Origin of the sequence: Dehalobacter sp. CP, assembly GCF_047652685.1 — a bacterium.
Classification (GTDB): Bacteria; Bacillota; Desulfitobacteriia; order Desulfitobacteriales; family Syntrophobotulaceae; genus Dehalobacter.
Map to the genome: position 1 here is coordinate 1,552,817 of NZ_CP157399.1, position 20,322 is coordinate 1,573,138.

Genomic DNA, 20,322 nt, shown 5'->3' on the forward strand with positions numbered 1-20,322 from the left:
AAAGCGGAGACCGGATTCTTGTCAAGATGGAATCGAGGCTGTCAAATATTACCGTTCAATGCCGAGGCGCGCTTTGATCCCTTTATCATACGGATGTTTGACTTTCTTGACCTCAGATACATAGTCTGCAAGATCAAGCAGCTCTTCCGCAGGCCCCCGTCCGGTCAGCACAACCTCAAGCCCTTCAGGTTTCGTCCGCAAAAACTCAAGCAGAAGCGCACGGTCAATCAGGTCATAATTATAGGAGGCTACGGCTTCATCAAGAATCAGCAAATCGGCTTGGCCCTCACGGCACGCTGAAACCGCTTGCTGCAGGATCTTATTATAAACGGTCCTGCGCTGCTCCTTCTGCTCATTTGTCTCCTGATTATAGAAACCAAAGGACTCTTCACCGCGCAAAAACGTTATCCCCGGAATTTTCTCCAGGGTATGCAGTTCCCCAGTATCCTGGCTTTTTAAGAACTGGACGATCAATACCCTGCGCCCTCTGCCTGCACATCTGACTGCCAGACCGAGGGAAGCGGTCGTTTTTCCTTTGCCGTCCCCGCAGTAAATATGGATGAGACCTTTTTTCATCAATTATACACCTGCCTCCAAAATATTCACGATCGCGGCCATGTCGACGTGTGTTCGGATTTCATCCGCCAATCGGTCATACTGCTGCTCTTTATATTGTTTATAGCTTAACCGTTTGAGGCTTGTTGAATCCAACCCCTTTTTATTTAAAAGGCATTCGGCAATTGCTACAGCGACTCCTTCTTCATCAAATATGCCATGAACATAACTGCCCATAACATTCAGCTTTCGGGCACCTTCCATCTTTTGCACCTGAAGGCCCGACTCAATGTCGATATGCGTCAAAGGCTCGACATCCCCTGTTTCTGTTACGCCCATATGAATTTCATAACCGTGAAAACGGATCGAGGATAATCCGGCAAGAACACCGTCAAACTGACTGAACCGGCCTTCTACCTGTGTCCTGGTCTTCTGTTTGGAGAATATTGTTTTCATATCCAGCAAACCCATTCCTGTGAGACTTCCGCCCTCTTCTACGCCAAAAGGATCTTCCAGCGTTTCGCCAAGCATTTGGTAGCCTCCGCATACCCCAAATACAATGGTTTCCCCGTCAGCAGCCTGCTTTTTGATCTTTGCTTCCAGACCGCTCTGACGCAGCCACAACAAGTCAGCCATTGTATTTTTCGTCCCTGGTAGAATGATCATGTCCGGATTCTTCAGCTCAGCCATGGATTTTACATAGCGCAGGGAAACTCCGGGAATCAGTTCGAAAACGTTAAAATCAGTAAAATTGGACATCCTTGGCAGCCGGATCACTGCGATATCTACTGCTTGCACTGTTTTGTCCACAGCAATTCTTTCGGATAAACTATCTTCATCTTCAATGTCGATATTCAGATATGGAACGACACCGATGACCGGAATATTGACTTTTTCTTCGATCATCCGCAGCCCGGGCCTTAAGATTTCTACATCTCCGCGAAATTTATTGATCACAATGCCTTTGATCATTTTTCTTTCATCTTCACTTAAGAGCATCACCGTGCCGTAAATGGATGCAAAAACGCCGCCCCTGTCAATGTCGGCAACAAGCAGGACAGGAGCTTTAGCCATTTTGGCCATCCCCATATTGACGATATCATCCTCCTGCAAGTTAATCTCCGCGGGACTGCCCGCTCCTTCGATGACAATAACGTCATTGTTCTGGTCAAGCGTCTGGTAGGACGCCATAATATTTGGAATAAGCTTCGTTTTATATTGAAAATAGTCTGCTGCATTCATATTACCCAACACTTCACCGTTGACAATGACCTGCGAACCCTGATCATTTGTCGGTTTCAAAAGGATCGGATTCATCAGGACACTGGGCTCCTGCCCGGCTGCTTCTGCCTGGACAACCTGCGCTCTGCCCATCTCCAGCCCTTCTTTGGTAATGTAGGAGTTCAAGGCCATGTTCTGGGATTTGAAGGGCGCTACCTTATAACCTGCCTGTTTAAAAACACGGCACAGACCTGCCGTGAACAAGCTTTTTCCGGCGTTGGACATTGTTCCCTGAACCATGATTGATTTGGCCATCGTGTGACACCCGCTTTCCTGTTTGTACTGTTAGTATTTACTCTGAAATCAAATACTTTAAGACCTTATTCGCCTCTAAATCCCCCGGCGGCAAGGTTTCCCCGGCTTTCCTGAAGATATACGGAACATCCAAGGCCGAATGCTTCCCGCTGACAGGGCTGGTCGCATGATCAGCACAGATCAGAATCCCAGTATCATCTGTCAGGTTCTGACGCAGAAAAGCAAAAAACTCCCGGTCAACTCTTTCGATAAATTCAATTTTTTCTCGATGATCATGCCGGTGAGCGGCTTCATCTGTGCCATTGATATGCACAAGCACAAAGTCATACTCGGATAACAAGCGGCATGCCGTTTGCGCCTTAAGGGCCAGATCCGTATCCGTATCTCCAGTAGCTTCTGCCAAATCAGGAACATCCATCTTCAAGGCCAAAGCAATCCCTTTGGCAATTTCCGTACCGCAGACTGCCGCTGCCTTTTTACCATACAATTCTGCAAATGCAGGTAAACGGCTTTTCCCAGATATTCCCCATGGATAAAAAATCATTTGCTGTTCTTGGCTGCTTAGGTATTTTAACCTATTTTTCCCCTCCGAAACAAATTTTTGGAGTATGGGGGCCGAAGTGCAAATGTCCGCTAATAAATCATCGGAATCATCGCCCAAAAATTCATGCGGCGGATACGTCTTGCAATCCAGCGTTTGAAAATAATGCGCTTTGACAATGATCAGGTTCCTGTACCCGGATAAATGCAGCATCTTGATATTCGGATCGATATCAGCCGCTATCTTCGCCGCTTTTTGCATTTCAGCTCCGGTTAAGTTCCCGCCGTTGAAGGAAGCTAATCTTCCATGACTGTCAAGGGCGGCAAGATTGCAACGCAGAACGACTTCATCCTGCTCCAGGCAGTAGCCGTTAGCAAGCAGTTCGAGTGATGCCCTGCTTTGCGGAAAATAGGCAGGCTTAACGCCTAAAAGATTCAGGATACACGGCATGCTTTCCGGCAGGTAGCCCTGCGGGCAGGAATCAAACCAGCCGGTATGACCTTCAGCGGCAATTTGGTCAAGTTCTGGATGACAGGCAGCCTCAAATGTGGTTTGCCAGCCTAATTCTTCAATTTTCTCATCTGCAAGTCCGTCAACAATGACCATGACTGCTTTCATCACATATCACATCCCTGAGTACGGCGCTGAGTTTCAAATTATCTTCATGGCTTTTCACAGCAACCCTGAAGTATTCACCGTTTAAATTGACATAGTTGGCGCATGGACGGATCATAATCCCTTTCGCTATCAGCTTTTCAGACAGGTCTGTACGCTGAGCCCGGAAAAATATGTAGTTTGCTCTGGAGCCGATGACCTTCAGTCCAAGACCCAAAAGTGCATCAATCAAAAATCTTCTTTCTGTTTCAATCAGCTGTTTCGTCTGCTGCAGATAGGCAGTTTCTTTTAAGGCAGCGGTACCGGCCGCTTGGGCCAGCGTTGAAACACTCCAGTCTTGACCGGCGGACCTCATTTGTTCGAGCAATGTTTTGTTGGCTGTCAAAGCGTAGCCAAGTCTAAAACCCGGCATCGCAAATATCTTGGTAAAAGCTTTCAGAATGACGAGATTTTCATACTGTTCAATGCAGTTTTGCACAGAAAATTGTTCTTTATCTTCGACAAAATCCATAAAGCATTCATCAATCATCACGATTGCACCGATTTCCTGGCCCTTGGCAAGCACCTTCTGTAAAAATGCACGTGAACACAATTGACCGGTAGGATTATTGGGGTTACAAAGAATCATGATGTCCAGGCCTGGGCGCATCTGATCCAACAGGTCCTCACGGGCTGCAAAATCGTGCTCCGGCCGTAAAAAATAATATTCTACCAAGCAATCCACCGTATGCAGCGCTTTTTCATAGTCTGCAAAGGTCGGAGCAAAGATCAGCGCTTTTTTCGGTTTCAGAGCCAGCACAAGTCGGAAAATAATCTCTGCAGCCCCATTGGCGGCAAGGATATATTCAGGATCCGTGCACTCATATTTGGCCAAAGCCGCAACAAGATCCCGGCAAAACGGGTCCGGATAATTCGTACATTCATCAAGCGAATGGATCACGGCTTCCTTTATAGACTCCGGCAGCCCGAGTGGATTTACGTTAGAAGAAAAATCAAGAATCTCCTGCCTGCCTGTCAGTTTTTTTACCGAATAAATATCTCCGCCGTGGATATATTGATACATCTGCTCTCACCTGTCTCTGTCGTATTTGTAGCCTAAGTTTGTCTAAAGTTTGAGATTATTCTTGGGGTAAATATGTAGGTTCTAATCTATAGGTTCTGATCTATAGATTTTATTCTGTGGCTCGCGTATCTTCGTAACCGCCTTTTCGGCTATTGCGCCCTCCTTGGCGCAAAAAGCCGCGCTCCACATCCATGTTCCGCTTGTCAGGTCGGTTACGAAGATACGCTAATCTGTAGAAAGTTTTGTAGAAAGTTCAGGAAAGATAGCAAATACATTAAGTCCCCTTATCCTGTCTCAGCTGGTATTCCTCGCTTTGTTGGCAAGCACAAGTCTAAAGTCCTAATTGCCGCCATGTGAAGCACGATGTAGAGCGTTGCGCTCAGAAGTAACAATGCTTAGAAGGTACTGATACAAGGAGCAAGTCATAAAGAAGCTAGCTACGGAAGGCTACGGAAGGCAAAGTAAACCTGCTTATTAAGTTTGACAGTGCTTCTTGAGCCGCTAAAGTCTCCCACTCTTAAGACCAGTCTGGGAGTCACAGTTCCGCGCTAAGCGGAGCACGAGGCGGAGCGCGGCTTTTTGTGCCACGGAGGGCACAACAGCCGAAAAGCGGTATTGTGACTCACAGACCTGCCCCAAAGAGCATTTCGCTTCTTACAGGATAACATAACAGCTGCAATATATTTTGCCCCCGCTAAACAGAAATACTATCAGCCAAACTGCGCAATAGCGGCTCTAACAGCGGACCCCAGAATCAGGCCGACAAGCGACGTCGCAATCATCAGCTTGTTGGCGCGGCGGATGTCTTCAGCCTCGATCTCCCGGATCGGGTCACCGATCGTCGGCTTAACCACCAGCTTGCCAAAGTAAGAATTGCTTCCGGCGAGTTGAACATTAAGGGCCCCGGCGCAAACGGCTTCAGTGTGGGCGGAATTCGGACTGGTATGATTATGACGGTCACGCCGGTAGATTCTCAGGGCATCTTTGAAATCATAACGGGTCAAAAAAACAGCCAGGAGCATCAAATAGGCAGAAATTCTGGCCGGAAGATAATTGGCGACATCATCCAGTTTGGCCGCAAACCGGCCAAAATAAAGATATTTGTCATTTTTATAGCCAATCATCGAGTCCAGCGTATTGACCGCTTTATACAAAAAGCCCAAGGGGGCTCCGCCAACCAGAATGAAAAGCATCGGCGCGATAACGCCGTCGGAAAGATTTTCGGCCACGGTTTCCACAGCGCCTTTCGCTACCTGGGAGCTGTTCAAGTTCTCCGTGTCCCGGCCGACAATCCAGGATAATTGATAACGGGCTTCCATGATATCGTTCTTCTGCAGGGCATCATAGACCTTCATGCTCTCAGCTTTCAGCGACTTCGTAGCCAGAATCTGATAACACATCAAAGCCTCGGCCATAAACCCCAGCAGCGGGCTGATGCTATTCAACAAATACAATAGGCCCAGCGGCACGAGAAATGTCACCGTAACAATGGTAACAGTCAGCAGTACCCCGCACCAATACTGGCTTCGGTCCGTCCTGCAACTGATCCGGTGCAGGTATTTATCTCCTCCGGCAATCAGCGAACCGATCCAGCGGACCGGATGAGGCAGCCAGGGAGGATCACCAAAAATCAAATCCAAAATATAACCTGTCACTAAAGCATAAAGTGTAATCATTCAATACCAACTTCTTTATCATTTCATCGATTTCGTCATTACCAAAACAAGCGGGCGATCAACTTCGGACCTTTATATTCTTATCCCCTAGATCTTCGATATCGCCGCCAGCTTCTTCTTTTCGGTCCATAAAGCCTGATCAATCGTCAGCTGATAGCCTTCGCCGTTCTTTATCTGCCAATGGTAAAAATCAAATACTTCGGGAGAAAATGCCTCAAGCAGCATCATGATCGTACCGCCGTGAATAACCAGTGCGGCCTTTTCGATTCCGGCTTCATCTACTTCCTGCATCACACGGTTAAAACCTTCCAGGCAGCGGGACCTGAACATTTCCGGCTGTTCCCCGCCCGGGACTTGCTGTTTCCCGCCGCCATCGATCCAGCTTTTGTACTCGGCAAGGTCCCTCAGCTGTTCATACGATTTGTTTTCGAATATACCGAAGCTGCACTCCGCAAGTTCGGGCATTGTACTATAAGGAATATCCGGATAGATCAGCTCCCTGGTCTGAAGGCAGCGGAGCCTTGGACTGACAAAGACATGTTCAACCGCCGTATAGTGGCCGGCAGCAATATACTCACGGATTTCGGAGATCCCCTGTTCACATAAAGGCTCATCCGTAATTCCGATATACTTGCGTCTCAGATTTCCTTCCGTCTTGCCATGCCGGATCAGGTACAGGAACTTAGTCATGCTCTTCACCTTTAATCAGAACCGGAACGGAGCAGAAGACACGATAGACCTTAGCCGCTTTCTGGGCGGCCGCGCAAAGGACCCTCCCGGTCGTTTCCTGCATTTCCCGGTCATCTTTTAAAACCGGCACCACGGCTGAGCTTAATTCATCACAAATCAGAATCATGCCAGGGTGCTGCTCGATTCCGTCAGCGATAAATTTCCGAGCATCAAGGCTGGCTTCCTGCAAACGTCTGATCAGCAGATGCAGATGGTCAAGCACCGGACGCTGAAAAGCCTCTTCGAAGCTGCAAGTCCCTCCGTCCGTAATGTTTGCCGAAGCGATATCCCATTTGCTCCTGACAAATTCTAATTTTCCCTGACTAGCGCCTCCGATCACCAAAATCATAGTATAACGCCTCCTGCTATTGCCGAAATCAGAAGTATTCCTGTTTCGCTTACTACAATGTAAAAGCCTGCCAGATCGCCGGTTATACCCCCAAAATGTTTTTGAACCATGAGGTTAAATAAGTAAAAGGACAGCATAATAAACAGAACTGCAATGATCCCGATAATCACACTTACATACAGCATCATCGCAATCGATAATAAAGCCATAAAGCAACTAATGATTCTTACCGCTTTCTTCGAAGCATAACCTGCAAAAATTGCAGCAAGTCCTGTATCTCTGGCACACGGAAAGGAGACAACCGCTAAAGCAGCCATCGAACGTGACAGGATAAAAGAAACAAGAACGAGTAAGAAAAAGTCCGGTTTCAGATAGGTCTCATACCACGCCGCAAACTGCAGCAGAAGGACAGCAGACGTATAGATAAGCGCGAAGGCTCCAACATTAGGATCCTTAAGGATTCGAAGCTTTTCCTCTTGGTCCTTATGGGAATTCAAGGCATCTGTCGTGTCACAATAACCGTCGAGGTGAACTCCGCCAGTGATCATGACGTTAACAAACACAGCTGCAGCAGCAAAAAAGACGGGACTGAATCCGAAATATTCCAACAATAGAAACAAGAAATAGAGAGCAAAGGCAATGACAGCCCCGACCACAGGAAAGAAGATAAAAGAATAACGCATATTCTTCTCGTTCCAGTCGATTTGAGGCATCGGAATTTTAGAAAACATCGAAAAAGCTGCAACAAACGATTCATACAAGATTTTCATAACCGGAAAGCTCCTTCATTCCTTTATGGATAACCGGGATCGCGCAGACGGATTCAATCACGACATCTGCAGCCACGGCAATTGCCGAATTTATTTCAGCCAGTACACGGATATAGCCGGCCGTAAAATCATCATAGGCTTTGAAATCCTCAAATATCGTACTGGTTACGATGACGGTATTCGGTACGGTCGCCGCTAGCAGCCGGATATCATTGCGAATGCATTCAATAGCATCCTGCGGGCTGCGCTCCTGCAAATACATTTCGTTGGCAATCAGGTTGCCCATGCACTCGAGTAAAGCGATATCGCAGCCGCTTAAAATAGGGATTTTCTCGGAAAGTCCGTAAGGAAACTCAAAAGTGTTGAACCCTTTGCCGTCCCGCATCCGACGGTGCTTGACAACCCGGTTGCGGCACTCTTCATCTGAGGCAGCCATTGTTGCAATATAGGCCATTTTTCCTTTATTCAAACTGACAGCTAAGTTTTCTGCTATTTCAGACTTTCCGCTGGCAACGCCTCCGCTGACCAAAGCCAACATTTACTCACCGCCTCTTTCCTTTCACAAAAATATCCCTTTATATCAGCTGTCGTTTTATATCAGCTATCGTTCCATTCAGCAAATGATTCAAATTCTTCCTGTTTACGCACGTCTTACGAACCCATCCTGGCAGCCTGAAAGTCGCTGCATTTCCGGATAAACGAACGCGCAAACTCAGAGTTTCCCCAGAGATGAAGGTGAGGGTAACCGGCGACGAGGTTCTCATCGGCATGGATACAGTCCCACGTTCTGCTCCCGGACGAATTGACTGCCGTAAAACCGCCGCCATTGGCCGTCGAATCAGAGTAATGAAATTCATGCGCATTAATCTTGCCGCCTTTGTCGCACAGCAAGTTGTCCTTTTGCGCCGTCAGTGTAATATAACCGAAACGGTTCAGTTTATCCGTCAGTACAGCATCCCCTTCTAAATATCCTGCCATTGGATAAGGTTTGCCGTCCTTGTCAGCAATACGTTCCAATAAATACATGAACCCGCCGCACTCAGCTATACAGGGAGTATTATTGGAGAGAACATGCCTGATGCTTGCCAGCATCGATGTATTCCCGGCCAGCTGTCCGGTATATAATTCCGGATAACCACCGCCGAGAATCAGTCCGTCACATTCCGGTACAGCTTGATCATCAAGCGGACTAAAATACTGCAGTTCCGCTCCCAATGTTTCCAAAAGGTCGAGGCTGTCCTGGTAATAAAAACAAAAGGCTTTATCTCTGGCTACGGCGACTTTAACAGCAGAGATTCTCTCGATCCCGGCCTCATGATAGTCTATTTCCGCGGCCCTGCCTGCAATACGCAGCAGCTGTTTCAGATCGATGGATTCTCTGGCCTGTATGGCCAGTAATTTCATTTTTTGCTGCAGGTCTTCCACTTCCGATGCTGTAATTAATCCAAGATGCCTGCTTTCCAACGCGCATTCTTTGAGCTTCGGAAAGTAACCGACCACCTGGATATCCGTCTCTTTTTCGATCATTTCCTTATACTGCGGGTATAGGGAAGGTGTAAGATTATTCAGAATAACGCCCTTGATCCCGTTGTCCGGTCTAAAATGGCAGAATCCTTGGATCAAGGCTGCAATTGAGATTGCTGAACCGGCACAATTGACAATAAGGATAACAGGCGTTTGCGTTACTGCAGCCAAATGGTAAGAACTTGCCACGGTACTGCCAATGCCTAGCCCGTCATAATAACCCATTACTCCTTCTAAAACAGCGATTTGTGACTGTTCGGAATTCTTGACCAGCAAATACCGGCATACCTCTTCCGATAGCATAAACAAATCCAGATTCCGTGATTTTGTCCCAATGACTTCGGTATGAAACATCGGATCAATATAGTCCGGCCCACATTTAAACGCAGCAGGATTAACTCCTTGCTCCAGAAGAGCTTGTAATACCGCACAGGTGATGGTGGTCTTGCCGCTGCTGCTGCCTGCAGCCGCAAACATAATACGTGGAATAACGGCTTTCATGACTTGTTCTCCATTTCTATCGAAGCTGAGATGGTCCGTGGACATCACCGCTCCTTGCCGTCCTTGGCATCGCGGCATTCGTCCATCCATGGACATCAAAAAACCTCTCTAACCGGCGGTTGGAAGAGGTTTTACTTACACAATCTGCAAACAGTCCAAAACACTTCTGCATGATTCGTATGCTACACCTTTCATCCTCCGTGAAAACAGTGCAAAATGGCTCAGGCAGGTCTTCCGACTCGGTTTCAAAGCAAATTCAGCCTTCCCATTGTAAACAGTGGCAACTTTGAATTTGCTCCACCTTACGGCGGCGGGACCGTACAGGTATTTCACCTGTTTCCCTATTATTGCAAAATAATGCAACCTAAGCGATACCATTATACCAGAAGACGCACAACGTGTCCACCCGCAATCTGCAGAACAGTATATAGTCTTCTCCTTGCCTTCTCCCTACATGATATTTGATATTTTCACAGACCCGGCCTTGCTCTTCCGCCTTCCTTTTGATACGCTAGGAAAAAAGAACAGCAATTCGCGGAGGTACCTCTTCATGTCTTATTCTCTTCCAGCCGATATCATTTCAGCCGGAAACCTAACCAAACGATTCGGAGATTTCACTGCCGTTGACAATATCTCTTTTACTGTCCGGCAGGGAGAGTGTTTTGGACTTCTTGGTCCAAACGGCGCCGGCAAAACGTCCCTAGCCAGAATGGTCTTTGGCTTGTCCCCGAGAACAGAGGGCCATCTGACGGTTTTCAGCCAGGATGTTTCGAAGCATTCCCGGGAAATTAAAGCACGTCTCGGTGTTGTTGCCCAGGAAGACAACCTTGACCCGGAACTGACGGTTCTGGAAAACCTGCTGGTCTATGCCTCCTATTATCGTCTGCCGCGTAGTATAGCCAGGGAACGGGCTTTTGAAATCCTGGACTTTATGGATCTTCGAAGTAAAGCCAATGCAGTCGTCGACGAGCTGTCCGGCGGCATGAAACGACGCCTGACAATTGGACGAGCGTTGATCAACCGTCCGGAGCTATTGATTCTCGATGAGCCAACCACCGGGCTTGATCCGTACGCCCGTCATATGGTCTGGCAGCGTCTGCGGCAGTTAAAAGAAAGTGGTACGACCATGCTGCTGACAACACACTATCTTGAAGAAGCCAGTCATCTCTGCGACCGACTGATCATCATCAATCAGGGAAAAATTCTCGAGCAAGGTGTACCGGAAGATCTTATTGATAAGCATGTCGGGCAATATGCGCTGGAACTCGGGGTAAGTCCAGATATGCAAAATAAGCTCCTGCACTGGAGCTCTGAGTGGCGGAAATCTTTTCAACAAATTGGAGATGATCTGGTCCTCTATTCTGATAACGGACCAGCCATGGCTGACAACCTGAATCAAAGAATTGTCGGTGAACACCTTCCTGTCAGCTATCAACGGCTGAGGCCCACTAACCTTGAAGACGTTTTTCTGAAGTTAACCGGCGAAACGCTGCATGGTAAGCGCAGTCAGTTTGAGGAGTAGGATTAGCGTACTGATGATATGGAGGAAGAATATGATTAGAATAAAAATGCCTGATCTTAACCCCGTACTGACCTTCAAGGTATTTCTGCGGAATCTGAAGGTTTTCGGCAAAACCTGGAAAGCCAATTTGATGTTTAATTTTCTGGAGCCGCTGCTTTATCTCTGGGCCATGGGCTTTGGTCTGGGCGTTTATATTACGCAGATCAACGGGCTTTCCTACCTTGATTTTCTGGCTCCGGGGCTGATCGCATCTTCAGCGATGTTTGCTGTGACTTATGAAATGACCTACAACAGCTATACCCGGATGTCCAAGGAGAAAATATTTCACAGCATGGTTGTTACGCCGGTAAGCATGGACGACATCGTCCTCGGCGAAATCCTGTACGGCACGTTCAAAGGCGTTCTTTACGGTGCGGTTTTCTCTATTGTCGTCGCTTTGTTCGGCATCGTCCGCTCCCCGTATGCCCTGCTCATCTTTGTCCCCCTGATCCTCATGTCCGTCATCTTTTCCAATCTCTCTTTAATTTGGACGAGTCTCGCTCCCAATTATGACTCTTTCGGCTATTTCTTTACGCTGCTGATTTCTCCAATGTTCCTGTTTGCCGGGATCTTTTTCCCGATTGAAAGCCTGCCCGCCGCCATTCGTTTTCTTCCGTGGCTAACGCCGCTGTACCATGCCGTTGAAACGGTGCGTCCATTGGTTCTGGGACAGGTTACTCCGGCAATCACCGGCCATATCATCTGGCTCTTAGCCGTTACGCTGCTGACGCTTCCTTTCCCGCTGGTCATGGTTAAAAAGAAGCTTATTCAATAAACGAACTCTTTTTTGATTTTGGGGATCTAGACGGTTGCAGCTTTCCAATAAATACAGGCAATCTTCCCTGTGACCGTTTCTCTGATCAGCCCGTTCTCTGCTTTGCTTTGAATATAATTCCTGATGTCTGCTTTTTGCTCATCAGTCAAATCTGTCTTCATGCCAAGTCTGGTGATGTAATGACGGTTCGCTTCATCCAATGTGCGGACACTTTCCCTTGCTGTCTCGATATAGGTAATTTCAGGATAAAGTTTTTTGAGCCAGAGAATATTGAAACAGCAGTACAATCCTTTGTTGCCGTATACATCTTCCATATGGGGCGGAAGAAACCGTCTTTTCAGTTCGTCACTAATGGAATCATGCCGTTCAACAAAATGACTTAAAAAACAATATTCACTGCTGACTGCGATCATTTTCTCGAGGCTTTTCCTGCTGTCAATGCCGGGAGACATAATGGCCGTTACCAGGCTGAACTTTTGATTCCACTGTCTTGCAAACAAGTCGTCTTGCCGCCAGTCCATCTCAATGAAATCAACATTTTGAAGTTCCCGGGCCGCCACATAGTCTCTGGCGGTTCGCAGCATTTTCGGCGAAATATCCACACCGGTTACGGTTTTCGCTCTTTGGGCAAATTCCGCTGCAAAACGGCCGGGTCCGCAGCCGATATCCAGAACAGTGCTGTCTTCTCGAAGCATTCTTTCTACGGTAAGCAGCTCAATCATTTTCATAATTCTATCATCCGGTTCGATGCCGGTAAATTCTTCGACCCTGTTGTCCCAGGAATCCGCGCTTCCTTCTTTATAACTGCTTTTGGAATCTTTCGTTTGCCAAATTTGATCAAAATAATCAATACCCATCGCTTCCACCTTTATATTTATGATCCACTCAAACGGATCAAAACTGCATCTTACATCTAATATTACCATCAACTCAGTCCTAAGCAAATATCATCATGCTGGCTGCCCTTCTTGTCAATAAAGCATGATACCCATTCGTTTCTGCGCTGCCATATTTTTGACTTGCTCTCCTTAGGCAGATTTGATAATCTAATAAAGATATTGACCGCTATCACAAGGATGAGCAATACGGATGGTCTTGCGATTGCCTGATCGTATTATTTACGAATTTATGTAAAAAGGAAGATAAGAAAACATGAGTATTCTGACTGTTAAAAACTTGAGTCATGGCTTTGGCGACCGAGCCATTTTTCAAAATGTATCTTTCCGCCTGCTGAAGGGGGAGCATATCGGTTTGATCGGGGCGAACGGTGAAGGAAAATCAACGTTTATGAACATCATTACACGCCAACTCGAGCCTGATGAAGGCCAGATTGAATGGTCCAAACGGGTCAGAGTCGGTTATCTTGACCAGCACACGGTTCTGGCTAAAGGAGCAACGATCCGCGATGTTCTGAAGGACGCTTTTCAGTATCTTTTTGCACTGGAAGCTGAGATGCTGGCGATTTGTGATAAAATGGGCGACGCTTCATCCGAGGAGCTGGAAGTGCTGCTTGAAGAGATGGGATTGATTCAGGAAACCTTGAACAACAATGATTTTTATATTGTCGATGCCAAGGTCGAGGAGACCGCCCGCGGCTTGGGCCTGCAGGATATCGGTCTCGATAAGGACGTAGATGACTTAAGCGGCGGTCAGCGAACCAAAGTGCTTTTGGCCAAACTGCTGCTGGAGAAGCCGGATATTCTGCTTTTGGATGAGCCGACAAACTATCTTGACGAACAACACATCGAATGGCTGAAACGCTACCTTCTGGCGTATGAAAATGCGTTTATTCTGATCTCGCACGACATGGAATTCTTAAACAGCGTGATCAACCTGATTTATCATATGGACAACCTGCAGCTAAACCGTTATGTCGGAGACTATCAGAATTTCCTGAATGTCTACGAAACAAAGAAACAGCAGCTCGAAGCGGCCTATAAAAAACAGCAGCAGGAAATCTCCGACCTGGAGGATTTTGTCGCCCGTAACAAAGCCAGAGTCTCCACCCGGAATATGGCGATGTCCCGCCAGAAAAAGCTCGATAAAATGGACCGGATCGAACTGGCCAAGGACAAACCCAAACCGGTATTCAACTTTAAAGAAGCCAGGACTTCCGGCAAGCTCGTGTTTCAAACCTCTGATCTGGTGATCGGCTATAACGAACCGCTCTCCCGTCCGATCAACATTTCCCTGGAACGCGGCCAGAAGGTTGCTTTGACCGGAGCTAACGGGATCGGCAAAACCACACTCTTAAAGAGCATTCTCGGTGAAATCCCTTCCCTTTCAGGCCAGGCTGAACTTGGAGACTATCTCTTTCCCGGCTACTTTGAACAGGAAATCAAGGACGCTAATTATAAGACCTGTATCGAAGAATTCTGGTCGGACTTCCCCGGCTATACGCAGTACGAAGTGCGGGCAGCGCTGGCTAAGTGCGGTTTAACGACGAAGCATATCGAAAGCAAAGTCCTGGTCTTGAGCGGCGGTGAGCAGGCCAAAGTACGGCTCTGCAAACTGATTAATAAAGAAACAAATTTTCTGCTGCTCGACGAGCCGACCAACCATCTCGATGTCGAAGCCAAACAGGAGCTGAAACGAGCGCTCCAGGCCTATAAAGGCAGCCTGCTTCTCATTTGTCATGAACCTGAATTTTACCAGGATATCGTCACCGAAGTCTGGAACTGTGAGAAGTGGACGACAAAAGTCGTCTGAGGCGGTAAACTTTCACAGATTTTGCTTCATCCGCTCTATTTTCAAGGGTAGATTGTTTAAAAACTTGAACAATAAAGTATCAATATATATTTATACTTTATTGTTTTCCTTTTTCTCTAGTAGAAGGCCGCAGTTTTTGCAGTAGTTGTCCCCTTCGTCCTGAATAACCAGGCGGCAGTTCGGACAAGTTCGTGTAGATGCTTTTACGTTTCTGTTTTTCGCTAGCTCTGCTGAGACGATGCCGGTAGGTACGGCAATTACGCCATAACCAAGAAGCATCAGCATGGAGGCAACAATCCTTCCCAAAGGTGTGACCGGTGTAATGTCGCCAAATCCGACGGTCGTAAGGGTCACAATCGCCCAGTAGATTGAGGCCGGAATACTGTCAAATCCGCTGGTTTCCCCTTCGATTAAATACATCATTGTCCCAACGATTACAACCACAACGAGGACCGCCTGCAGAAAGACAATAATTTTATAGCGGCTGGCCTTTAGTGCATTGATCAGTGAATATGATTCACCGACGTACCGGCCGAGCTTTAAGATCCGAAAGATCCTCAGCAGACGAAAGACCCTAAAAATTAAAGCAAACTGGCTACCGGCAATAAAGATACTCAGATACGTTGGCAAGATTGCCAGTAAGTCGGTTACGCCAAAGAAACTTTTCAGATATCTTAGTTTATTTCTTACGACCCAGATTCTGATGATATATTCAATTGTAAAGAGAAACGTGATCACCCATTCCGTACCAGAGAGAATTGTGCGGTAATCCTGATTCAGATTCGGCAGCGACTCCAAACAGACAACTAAGATACTCAGCAGTATCAGCCAGAGCAGCGCAATGTCAAAAGACCTTCCTGCCCAGGTATCGTTCTCGAATACGATCGTAAATAATCTGTCTTTGAGCGAAAGATTTTTATTATTTTCCCCAGTCTTCACTTTTTCCGTCTTGTCTCTATGCGATTCTTTTACCATTTTTTATTCTCCAGTTATAATTAAATACCTTAAAAAGAATAATTTTTTTGTATTATAGCATATTATTTTCCAAAATACGTCTTCCGTAGCTCTGCATGCAATTATTTATAAGAATGGAATCGTCGTTCCATGCCATTCGTGGCCGCTAAAAAAAGCTTACCCCTATTCTTTGAGGTAAGCTTTCTGGTAAGTCTAAGATGATACAACCCTACTTCGCAGTTCTCCGACCATGCTCGGTACGTCGATCTGCATCGGGCAGCGCTCCACACAACGTCCGCAGCGCAAACAGGTGTACAGCATCGGAGCAGCATCATCTGCTCCGCCTTCAACGAAGGCCGTCCAGACGGATCCTATGCCGCTCAAATAGGTCTTGCCATAATGCCCGGCTGTGACCTGGAAAACAGGGCACTCATACATGCAGCCGCCGCAGCGCAGGCAGTGCGAAGCCTGGCTGAAATGTTCCTCCGCCATCATTTTGCTCCGGCCGTTATCAACAAAAATGACATAAAATTCTTTCGGTCCATGAGCGCCGTAAGTCGTAACCTTCTCGATATCCCCGGTCTTGCTCGGGCCGCTGATAATATTGACATAGCTCGGTGCTCCGTACTGGGCGTATCTCCACGTTACCTCAGCTGTCATCATGGCCTCGAGGAAAGACGGTACAAGTTTTTCAATGCCCACAATGACAATATGTACCGGCGGCGCACCCGTACAAAGCCGGACATTTCCTTCATTTTCAATAATAACAACCTGACCGGTATCGGCAGCAACCACATTGGCGCCGCTGATTCCAATATCGGCAGTGAAATATTTCTCTCTTAAGAATTCCCGTACGACCCCAACTTCCTGAGCAATATCGGGAGGCACTTCCTTTTTAAAGAAGTCGGTAAAGATCTCGGCAACCTGTTCTCTGGGTACATGGATTGCCGGAGACAGAATATGCATCGGACGGTCATCCTTCAGCTGAAGAATGAATTCCCCAAGATCGGTTTCCCAAACCTCGTTCCCGGCTTTCTCCAGCCCATGTCTGAGTTTAAGCTCTTCGCCCAGCATACTCTTGCCTTTCACGATCACTTTGCCGGTACCGACAATCTCATCGAGAATACGGAAAACTTCATCCTTGTCTTTGGCAAAGAAAGCCTTGCCATGATTTCTTTCAATTGCTTCCATGGCCTGCTCCATAAGCGCTTTGTTATGCTGCATCGAATAGGCTTTAATTTCCCGGACTTCCTCGGCAAGCTTTTCCGTGTGCGGATAGCGATCCATGGTTGAAGATACCGTCTCCCGGTAGGATTTTACAGCTCTGGTGATCGCCCGGTTAATATTAGGGTCTTTACTTGCTTTATTCAAATTCTTGGTGTAGGCGCCAATTTCTTTATTCAAGTCAGTCATTAATCTTTAAACCCCCTAAATAAGAATTCAACCATATCATCCATGATCATCGGATGATTCTTATCGACACCGCTTTCCAGTGAAGATAAGCAGTATGGGCAGGATATCAAAGCCCGCTTTGCTCCGGTATCCGCCAATTCAACGACTCTGCGTTTGGAAATGGTTTTGGATATCTCGGGAAACAGCATTTTACTCGGGCCTCCGCAGCAGGTTGTCCACTCTCTGCAGCGCAGCGGCTCGATATATTTTACACCGACTGCATCCAGAACATCTCTGATCTCCTGGGATATGCCAAGTTCCCTGGCCATCCGGCAGGAATCATGGATAACCACCGGGTCCTTTTCATCAACAGCAGGAAGCAAATGCCTTTTTTCCCAGACTAATTCGATAAAAGTCTTCACCTGAATATCCGGAAAGTTAACCAATTTTGGATAAACGAGCTTGAACATTTCCGCTGCATGCGGCGAAGTGCAGACAACAACTTTTGCTTCGGTCTTTCTAATGCGTTCAGCCAAGACTGCAGCATAGGACTTTAATTCTTGCCAAAAACCAAGTTCATCCAGCAAAGCACCGGTATACATATCTGCCTGAGGGTCATAGCAAAGATCATAACCAAGCTTTTGCAAAATGATTGCGGCTTTATAATTTACAGAATAGAATCTTTCTTTGTCTTTGGCCAAGACAGAAGCATAGATCTTCTCCGCATTAATACCGGTCTTATTCACAATCTTTCTTGCTCCCATCAGCCAGGAGAAGAGGCTGCTGGACGAATCGACATAAATCAGTGTCTTGACAAGTGAATCAATATACGGCAAAAGCTGATATTCACTGCCTGTATAAAACAGGATCTCACCTTTTTGGGGCAGCTTTAAATCTTTTACCCAGGAAGCTATCTCCTTTGGCTTCAAAGCCAGCGGGTTCTGATATTCAACAATATTATCTCTGATTAACGCCAAAACAGGCGGCAGTTTTTTCTTCTTAGGCAAAATCTCACAGCCCTTCTAATGAAATGGGTACATCAATTATTTAATACAAAAAAAAGATAATAGTAAATGCCCAGCAAAAATGTATTATGTATTCATAATTCGGGTAATACAATGATCTGTAACTTTAAAACATGTGAAGAAATAACACCCTGCATATTCTGGCCTTCACTCCCCTCATATGATATGATAAGATAAAATTAGTTTCCAGACAAAACCAGAAAAGAGGAGAATTCTATGGAGGAAAACATCACTCCGGCCAAACCCAGAAGAAGATTCTGGATAAAAATTATTCCAATTGTACTTATTATTGCGCTCATTGCCGCCATGATCGGTTTCAAAGGCTACGTAATCGTTGAACCTGGCCACCGGGGCGTTATCGTCCAGCTTGGTAAAGTTATGCCGTACGTTTTGGATGAAGGATTCCACATCATTGTACCATTTATCCAGGATATTATTCCAGTTGAAGTCCGGCTTCAGAAAGACCAGTCTGACCAAACCACCTCTTCCAAGGACCTTCAGGTCGTGAATACAACGATCGCTGTCAATTACCGGCTTAATCCGGAAAATGTCAACAAGCTCTACCAGGATGTAGGCCTGGAATATAAAGAAAAAGTTGTCGACCCGGCCGTCAGTGAATCGCTCAAGGCTGTAACCGCTCAGTACACCGCGGAAGAGCTGATCTCTAAACGTTCGGAAGTCAGCGCCAAAGTCAAAGAGATACTTGGCAAGAAGCTTGCCGTTTACTATATGGGACTGGACGATATCAACATCACCGAATTTGACTTCAGTGATCAATTCAATCAGGCTATTGAGGAGAAACAGATCGCTGAACAGCAAGCCTTAAAAGCAAACCTCGATCTCCAGAGAATCCAAGTCGAAGCCCAGCAGCAGATTGAACAGGCCAAGGCCGAAGCAGAAGCCCTGAAGCTGCAGAAGGATGTTATTACCCCTGAACTGGTGGAACTGCGTAAAATTGAAGCTCAGCTTGAAGCGATTAAGAAGTGGGACGGCAAACTGCCGACCGTGACAGGCAGCGGCGCTGTTCCGTTTATCGATATCAATAATCTGAGCAAATAATTATATGGAATAATTAACTCAGTATATTTAGATATTTAGGGATTTTAATATCATTAGGTAATGATGAAACAGCCCGCATTCTTTCAAAGGAATACGAGCTGTTTTTTTATTGGAAATTCCGATGATCCCATCAAATCATTTTTCTTTTTTCTTTTATCTTTTATCTATCTCCATCCAGAAGGTTCCCAAGTCCTCCAAGGATACTCCCCTCGCCCTTCTGGGCCCCGCCAAGCCTCGGTGCGGAAGCTATAATTCTGTCCGCGAGACGGCTGAATGGCAGAGACTGCAGCCAAACTTTGCCGGGGCCGGAAACAGTTGCAAAGAATAGTCCTTCCCCGCCAAAAAAAGCAGTTTTAATGCCTCCGACAAACTGAATATCATAGCAAACGCTGCCCGTCATTCCGACGAGACAGCCGGTATCGACCCTGAGGGTTTCTCCCGGCCGAAGCTCCCTCTCGACAATGGTCCCGCCGGCATGCAGGAAAGCCAGGCCGTCTCCCTCAAGTTTCTGCATAATAAATCCTTCACCGCCAAAGAATCCGGTTCCGAGTCTTTTGTTGAATTCGATGCCGATCGCTACCCCTTTTGCGGCACACAGAAAGGCATCCTTTTGACAAATTACTTTACCATGATACGCAGTCAGATCAACCGGGATGATTTTCCCGGGATAAGGGGCCGCAAAAGAAGCATGCGCTTTGCCTGCCCCACAGTTGGTAAATAGGGTCATAAAAAGGCTTTCTCCTGTCAGAAGCCTTTTTCCTGCTCCAAATAGTTTCCCGGTAAGTCCCCTGTTTTCTCCCTGTCCGGATCCGTCCCCAAAGATGGTTTCCATCTGAATGCCCGGTTCCATAAACATTAAGGCTCCTGCTTCCGCAATCACACTTTCAGCCGGGTCCAATTCAACCTCAACAAACTGCATGTCATCCCCGTAGATCTTATATTCGATTTCGTGAGCTTTTCCCATGCTAACTCCTCTCTTTCCTGATTA

19 protein-coding genes and 1 riboswitch are annotated in these 20,322 nt (G+C 46.7%); of the genes, 4 read left to right on the forward strand and 15 right to left on the reverse strand.

The features are described 5' to 3' along the window. Window positions 1-48: 48 nt before the first annotated feature. From AAH944_RS07755 to AAH944_RS07800, 10 genes are all read right to left on the reverse strand, one after another. Window positions 49-576 (reverse strand): cob(I)yrinic acid a,c-diamide adenosyltransferase, encoded by a 528-nt coding sequence (locus tag AAH944_RS07755; RefSeq protein ID WP_415537823.1) that lies wholly within the window; start codon window positions 574-576, stop codon window positions 49-51. 3 nt (window positions 577-579) lie between these two features. Next, window positions 580-2,091 (reverse strand): cobyric acid synthase, encoded by a 1,512-nt coding sequence (locus AAH944_RS07760; RefSeq protein WP_415534047.1) that lies wholly within the window; start codon window positions 2,089-2,091, stop codon window positions 580-582. 37 nt (window positions 2,092-2,128) lie between these two features. Next, window positions 2,129-3,250 carry an alkaline phosphatase family protein gene (locus AAH944_RS07765; RefSeq protein WP_415534049.1) on the reverse strand — a complete coding sequence of 374 codons (1,122 nt, stop codon included), beginning with the start codon at window positions 3,248-3,250 and terminating at the stop codon, window positions 2,129-2,131. Then, window positions 3,225-4,310: a pyridoxal phosphate-dependent aminotransferase gene (locus AAH944_RS07770; protein ID WP_415534051.1), complete on the reverse strand. Its 1,086-nt coding sequence runs from the start codon at window positions 4,308-4,310 to the stop codon at window positions 3,225-3,227. The genes AAH944_RS07765 and AAH944_RS07770 overlap by 26 nt, the downstream gene beginning before the upstream one ends. Window positions 4,311-5,020: 710 nt before the next feature. Further along, entirely contained in the window at window positions 5,021-5,986 is a 966-nt protein-coding gene (cbiB, locus tag AAH944_RS07775; RefSeq protein ID WP_415534053.1) for an adenosylcobinamide-phosphate synthase CbiB, read from the reverse strand. An 87-nt stretch (window positions 5,987-6,073) separates the two neighbouring features. Then, window positions 6,074-6,676, reverse strand: a complete 603-nt coding sequence (locus AAH944_RS07780; protein ID WP_415534055.1) for a histidine phosphatase family protein — start codon at window positions 6,674-6,676, stop codon at window positions 6,074-6,076. Next, entirely contained in the window at window positions 6,669-7,064 is a 396-nt protein-coding gene (locus AAH944_RS07785; RefSeq protein ID WP_415534057.1) for a hypothetical protein, read from the reverse strand. The genes AAH944_RS07780 and AAH944_RS07785 overlap by 8 nt, the downstream gene beginning before the upstream one ends. Then, window positions 7,061-7,834, reverse strand: coding sequence for an adenosylcobinamide-GDP ribazoletransferase (cobS, locus tag AAH944_RS07790; protein WP_415534059.1), 774 nt, complete (start codon window positions 7,832-7,834; stop codon window positions 7,061-7,063). Before cobS ends, AAH944_RS07785 begins: the two co-directional genes overlap by 4 nt. Beyond that, window positions 7,818-8,372 (reverse strand): bifunctional adenosylcobinamide kinase/adenosylcobinamide-phosphate guanylyltransferase, encoded by a 555-nt coding sequence (locus AAH944_RS07795; RefSeq protein WP_415534061.1) that lies wholly within the window; start codon window positions 8,370-8,372, stop codon window positions 7,818-7,820. The genes cobS and AAH944_RS07795 overlap by 17 nt, the downstream gene beginning before the upstream one ends. A gap of 113 nt (window positions 8,373-8,485) precedes the next feature. Beyond that, window positions 8,486-9,859 carry a cobyrinate a,c-diamide synthase gene (locus AAH944_RS07800; RefSeq protein WP_415537825.1) on the reverse strand — a complete coding sequence of 458 codons (1,374 nt, stop codon included), beginning with the start codon at window positions 9,857-9,859 and terminating at the stop codon, window positions 8,486-8,488. Window positions 9,860-10,065: 206 nt separating this feature from the next. Continuing rightward, window positions 10,066-10,242, reverse strand: a riboswitch (cobalamin riboswitch). A 167-nt stretch (window positions 10,243-10,409) separates the two neighbouring features. Between AAH944_RS07800 and AAH944_RS07805 the strand changes: the two genes are divergently transcribed. Beyond that, window positions 10,410-11,381, forward strand: a complete 972-nt coding sequence (locus AAH944_RS07805) for an ABC transporter ATP-binding protein (RefSeq protein ID WP_415534063.1) — start codon at window positions 10,410-10,412, stop codon at window positions 11,379-11,381. Window positions 11,382-11,412: 31 nt separating this feature from the next. Further along, entirely contained in the window at window positions 11,413-12,195 is a 783-nt protein-coding gene (locus AAH944_RS07810; protein WP_415534065.1) for an ABC transporter permease, read from the forward strand. A 26-nt stretch (window positions 12,196-12,221) separates the two neighbouring features. Here AAH944_RS07810 and AAH944_RS07815 read toward each other — a convergent pair whose 3' ends face one another. Next, the gene (locus AAH944_RS07815) at window positions 12,222-13,052 is read right to left on the reverse strand and encodes a class I SAM-dependent methyltransferase (protein WP_415534067.1); all 831 of its coding nucleotides are present in this window, start codon (window positions 13,050-13,052) and stop codon (window positions 12,222-12,224) included. A 295-nt stretch (window positions 13,053-13,347) separates the two neighbouring features. Here AAH944_RS07815 and AAH944_RS07820 point away from each other — a divergent pair, with 295 nt between their 5' ends. Further along, a complete protein-coding gene (locus AAH944_RS07820) occupies window positions 13,348-14,904 on the forward strand; it encodes an ABC-F family ATP-binding cassette domain-containing protein (protein WP_415534069.1) in 1,557 nt (518 codons plus the stop codon). Between the two features lie 90 nt (window positions 14,905-14,994). Here AAH944_RS07820 and AAH944_RS07825 read toward each other — a convergent pair whose 3' ends face one another. From AAH944_RS07825 to AAH944_RS07835, 3 genes are all read right to left on the reverse strand, one after another. Beyond that, a complete protein-coding gene (locus AAH944_RS07825; protein WP_415534071.1) occupies window positions 14,995-15,879 on the reverse strand; it encodes an ion transporter in 885 nt (294 codons plus the stop codon). Between the two features lie 192 nt (window positions 15,880-16,071). Continuing rightward, window positions 16,072-17,271: an LUD domain-containing protein gene (locus AAH944_RS07830; RefSeq protein WP_415534073.1), complete on the reverse strand. Its 1,200-nt coding sequence runs from the start codon at window positions 17,269-17,271 to the stop codon at window positions 16,072-16,074. After that, window positions 17,271-18,257 carry a (Fe-S)-binding protein gene (locus AAH944_RS07835; RefSeq protein WP_415534075.1) on the reverse strand — a complete coding sequence of 329 codons (987 nt, stop codon included), beginning with the start codon at window positions 18,255-18,257 and terminating at the stop codon, window positions 17,271-17,273. The genes AAH944_RS07830 and AAH944_RS07835 overlap by 1 nt, the downstream gene beginning before the upstream one ends. Before the next feature lie 234 nt (window positions 18,258-18,491). Here AAH944_RS07835 and AAH944_RS07840 point away from each other — a divergent pair, with 234 nt between their 5' ends. Next, window positions 18,492-19,334 carry a prohibitin family protein gene (locus tag AAH944_RS07840; RefSeq protein WP_415534077.1) on the forward strand — a complete coding sequence of 281 codons (843 nt, stop codon included), beginning with the start codon at window positions 18,492-18,494 and terminating at the stop codon, window positions 19,332-19,334. Window positions 19,335-19,494: 160 nt separating this feature from the next. On the opposite strand, the gene AAH944_RS07845 is transcribed toward AAH944_RS07840, so the two are convergent. Next, window positions 19,495-20,298 carry a TIGR00266 family protein gene (locus AAH944_RS07845; RefSeq protein WP_415534079.1) on the reverse strand — a complete coding sequence of 268 codons (804 nt, stop codon included), beginning with the start codon at window positions 20,296-20,298 and terminating at the stop codon, window positions 19,495-19,497. Window positions 20,299-20,322: the final 24 nt, after the last annotated feature.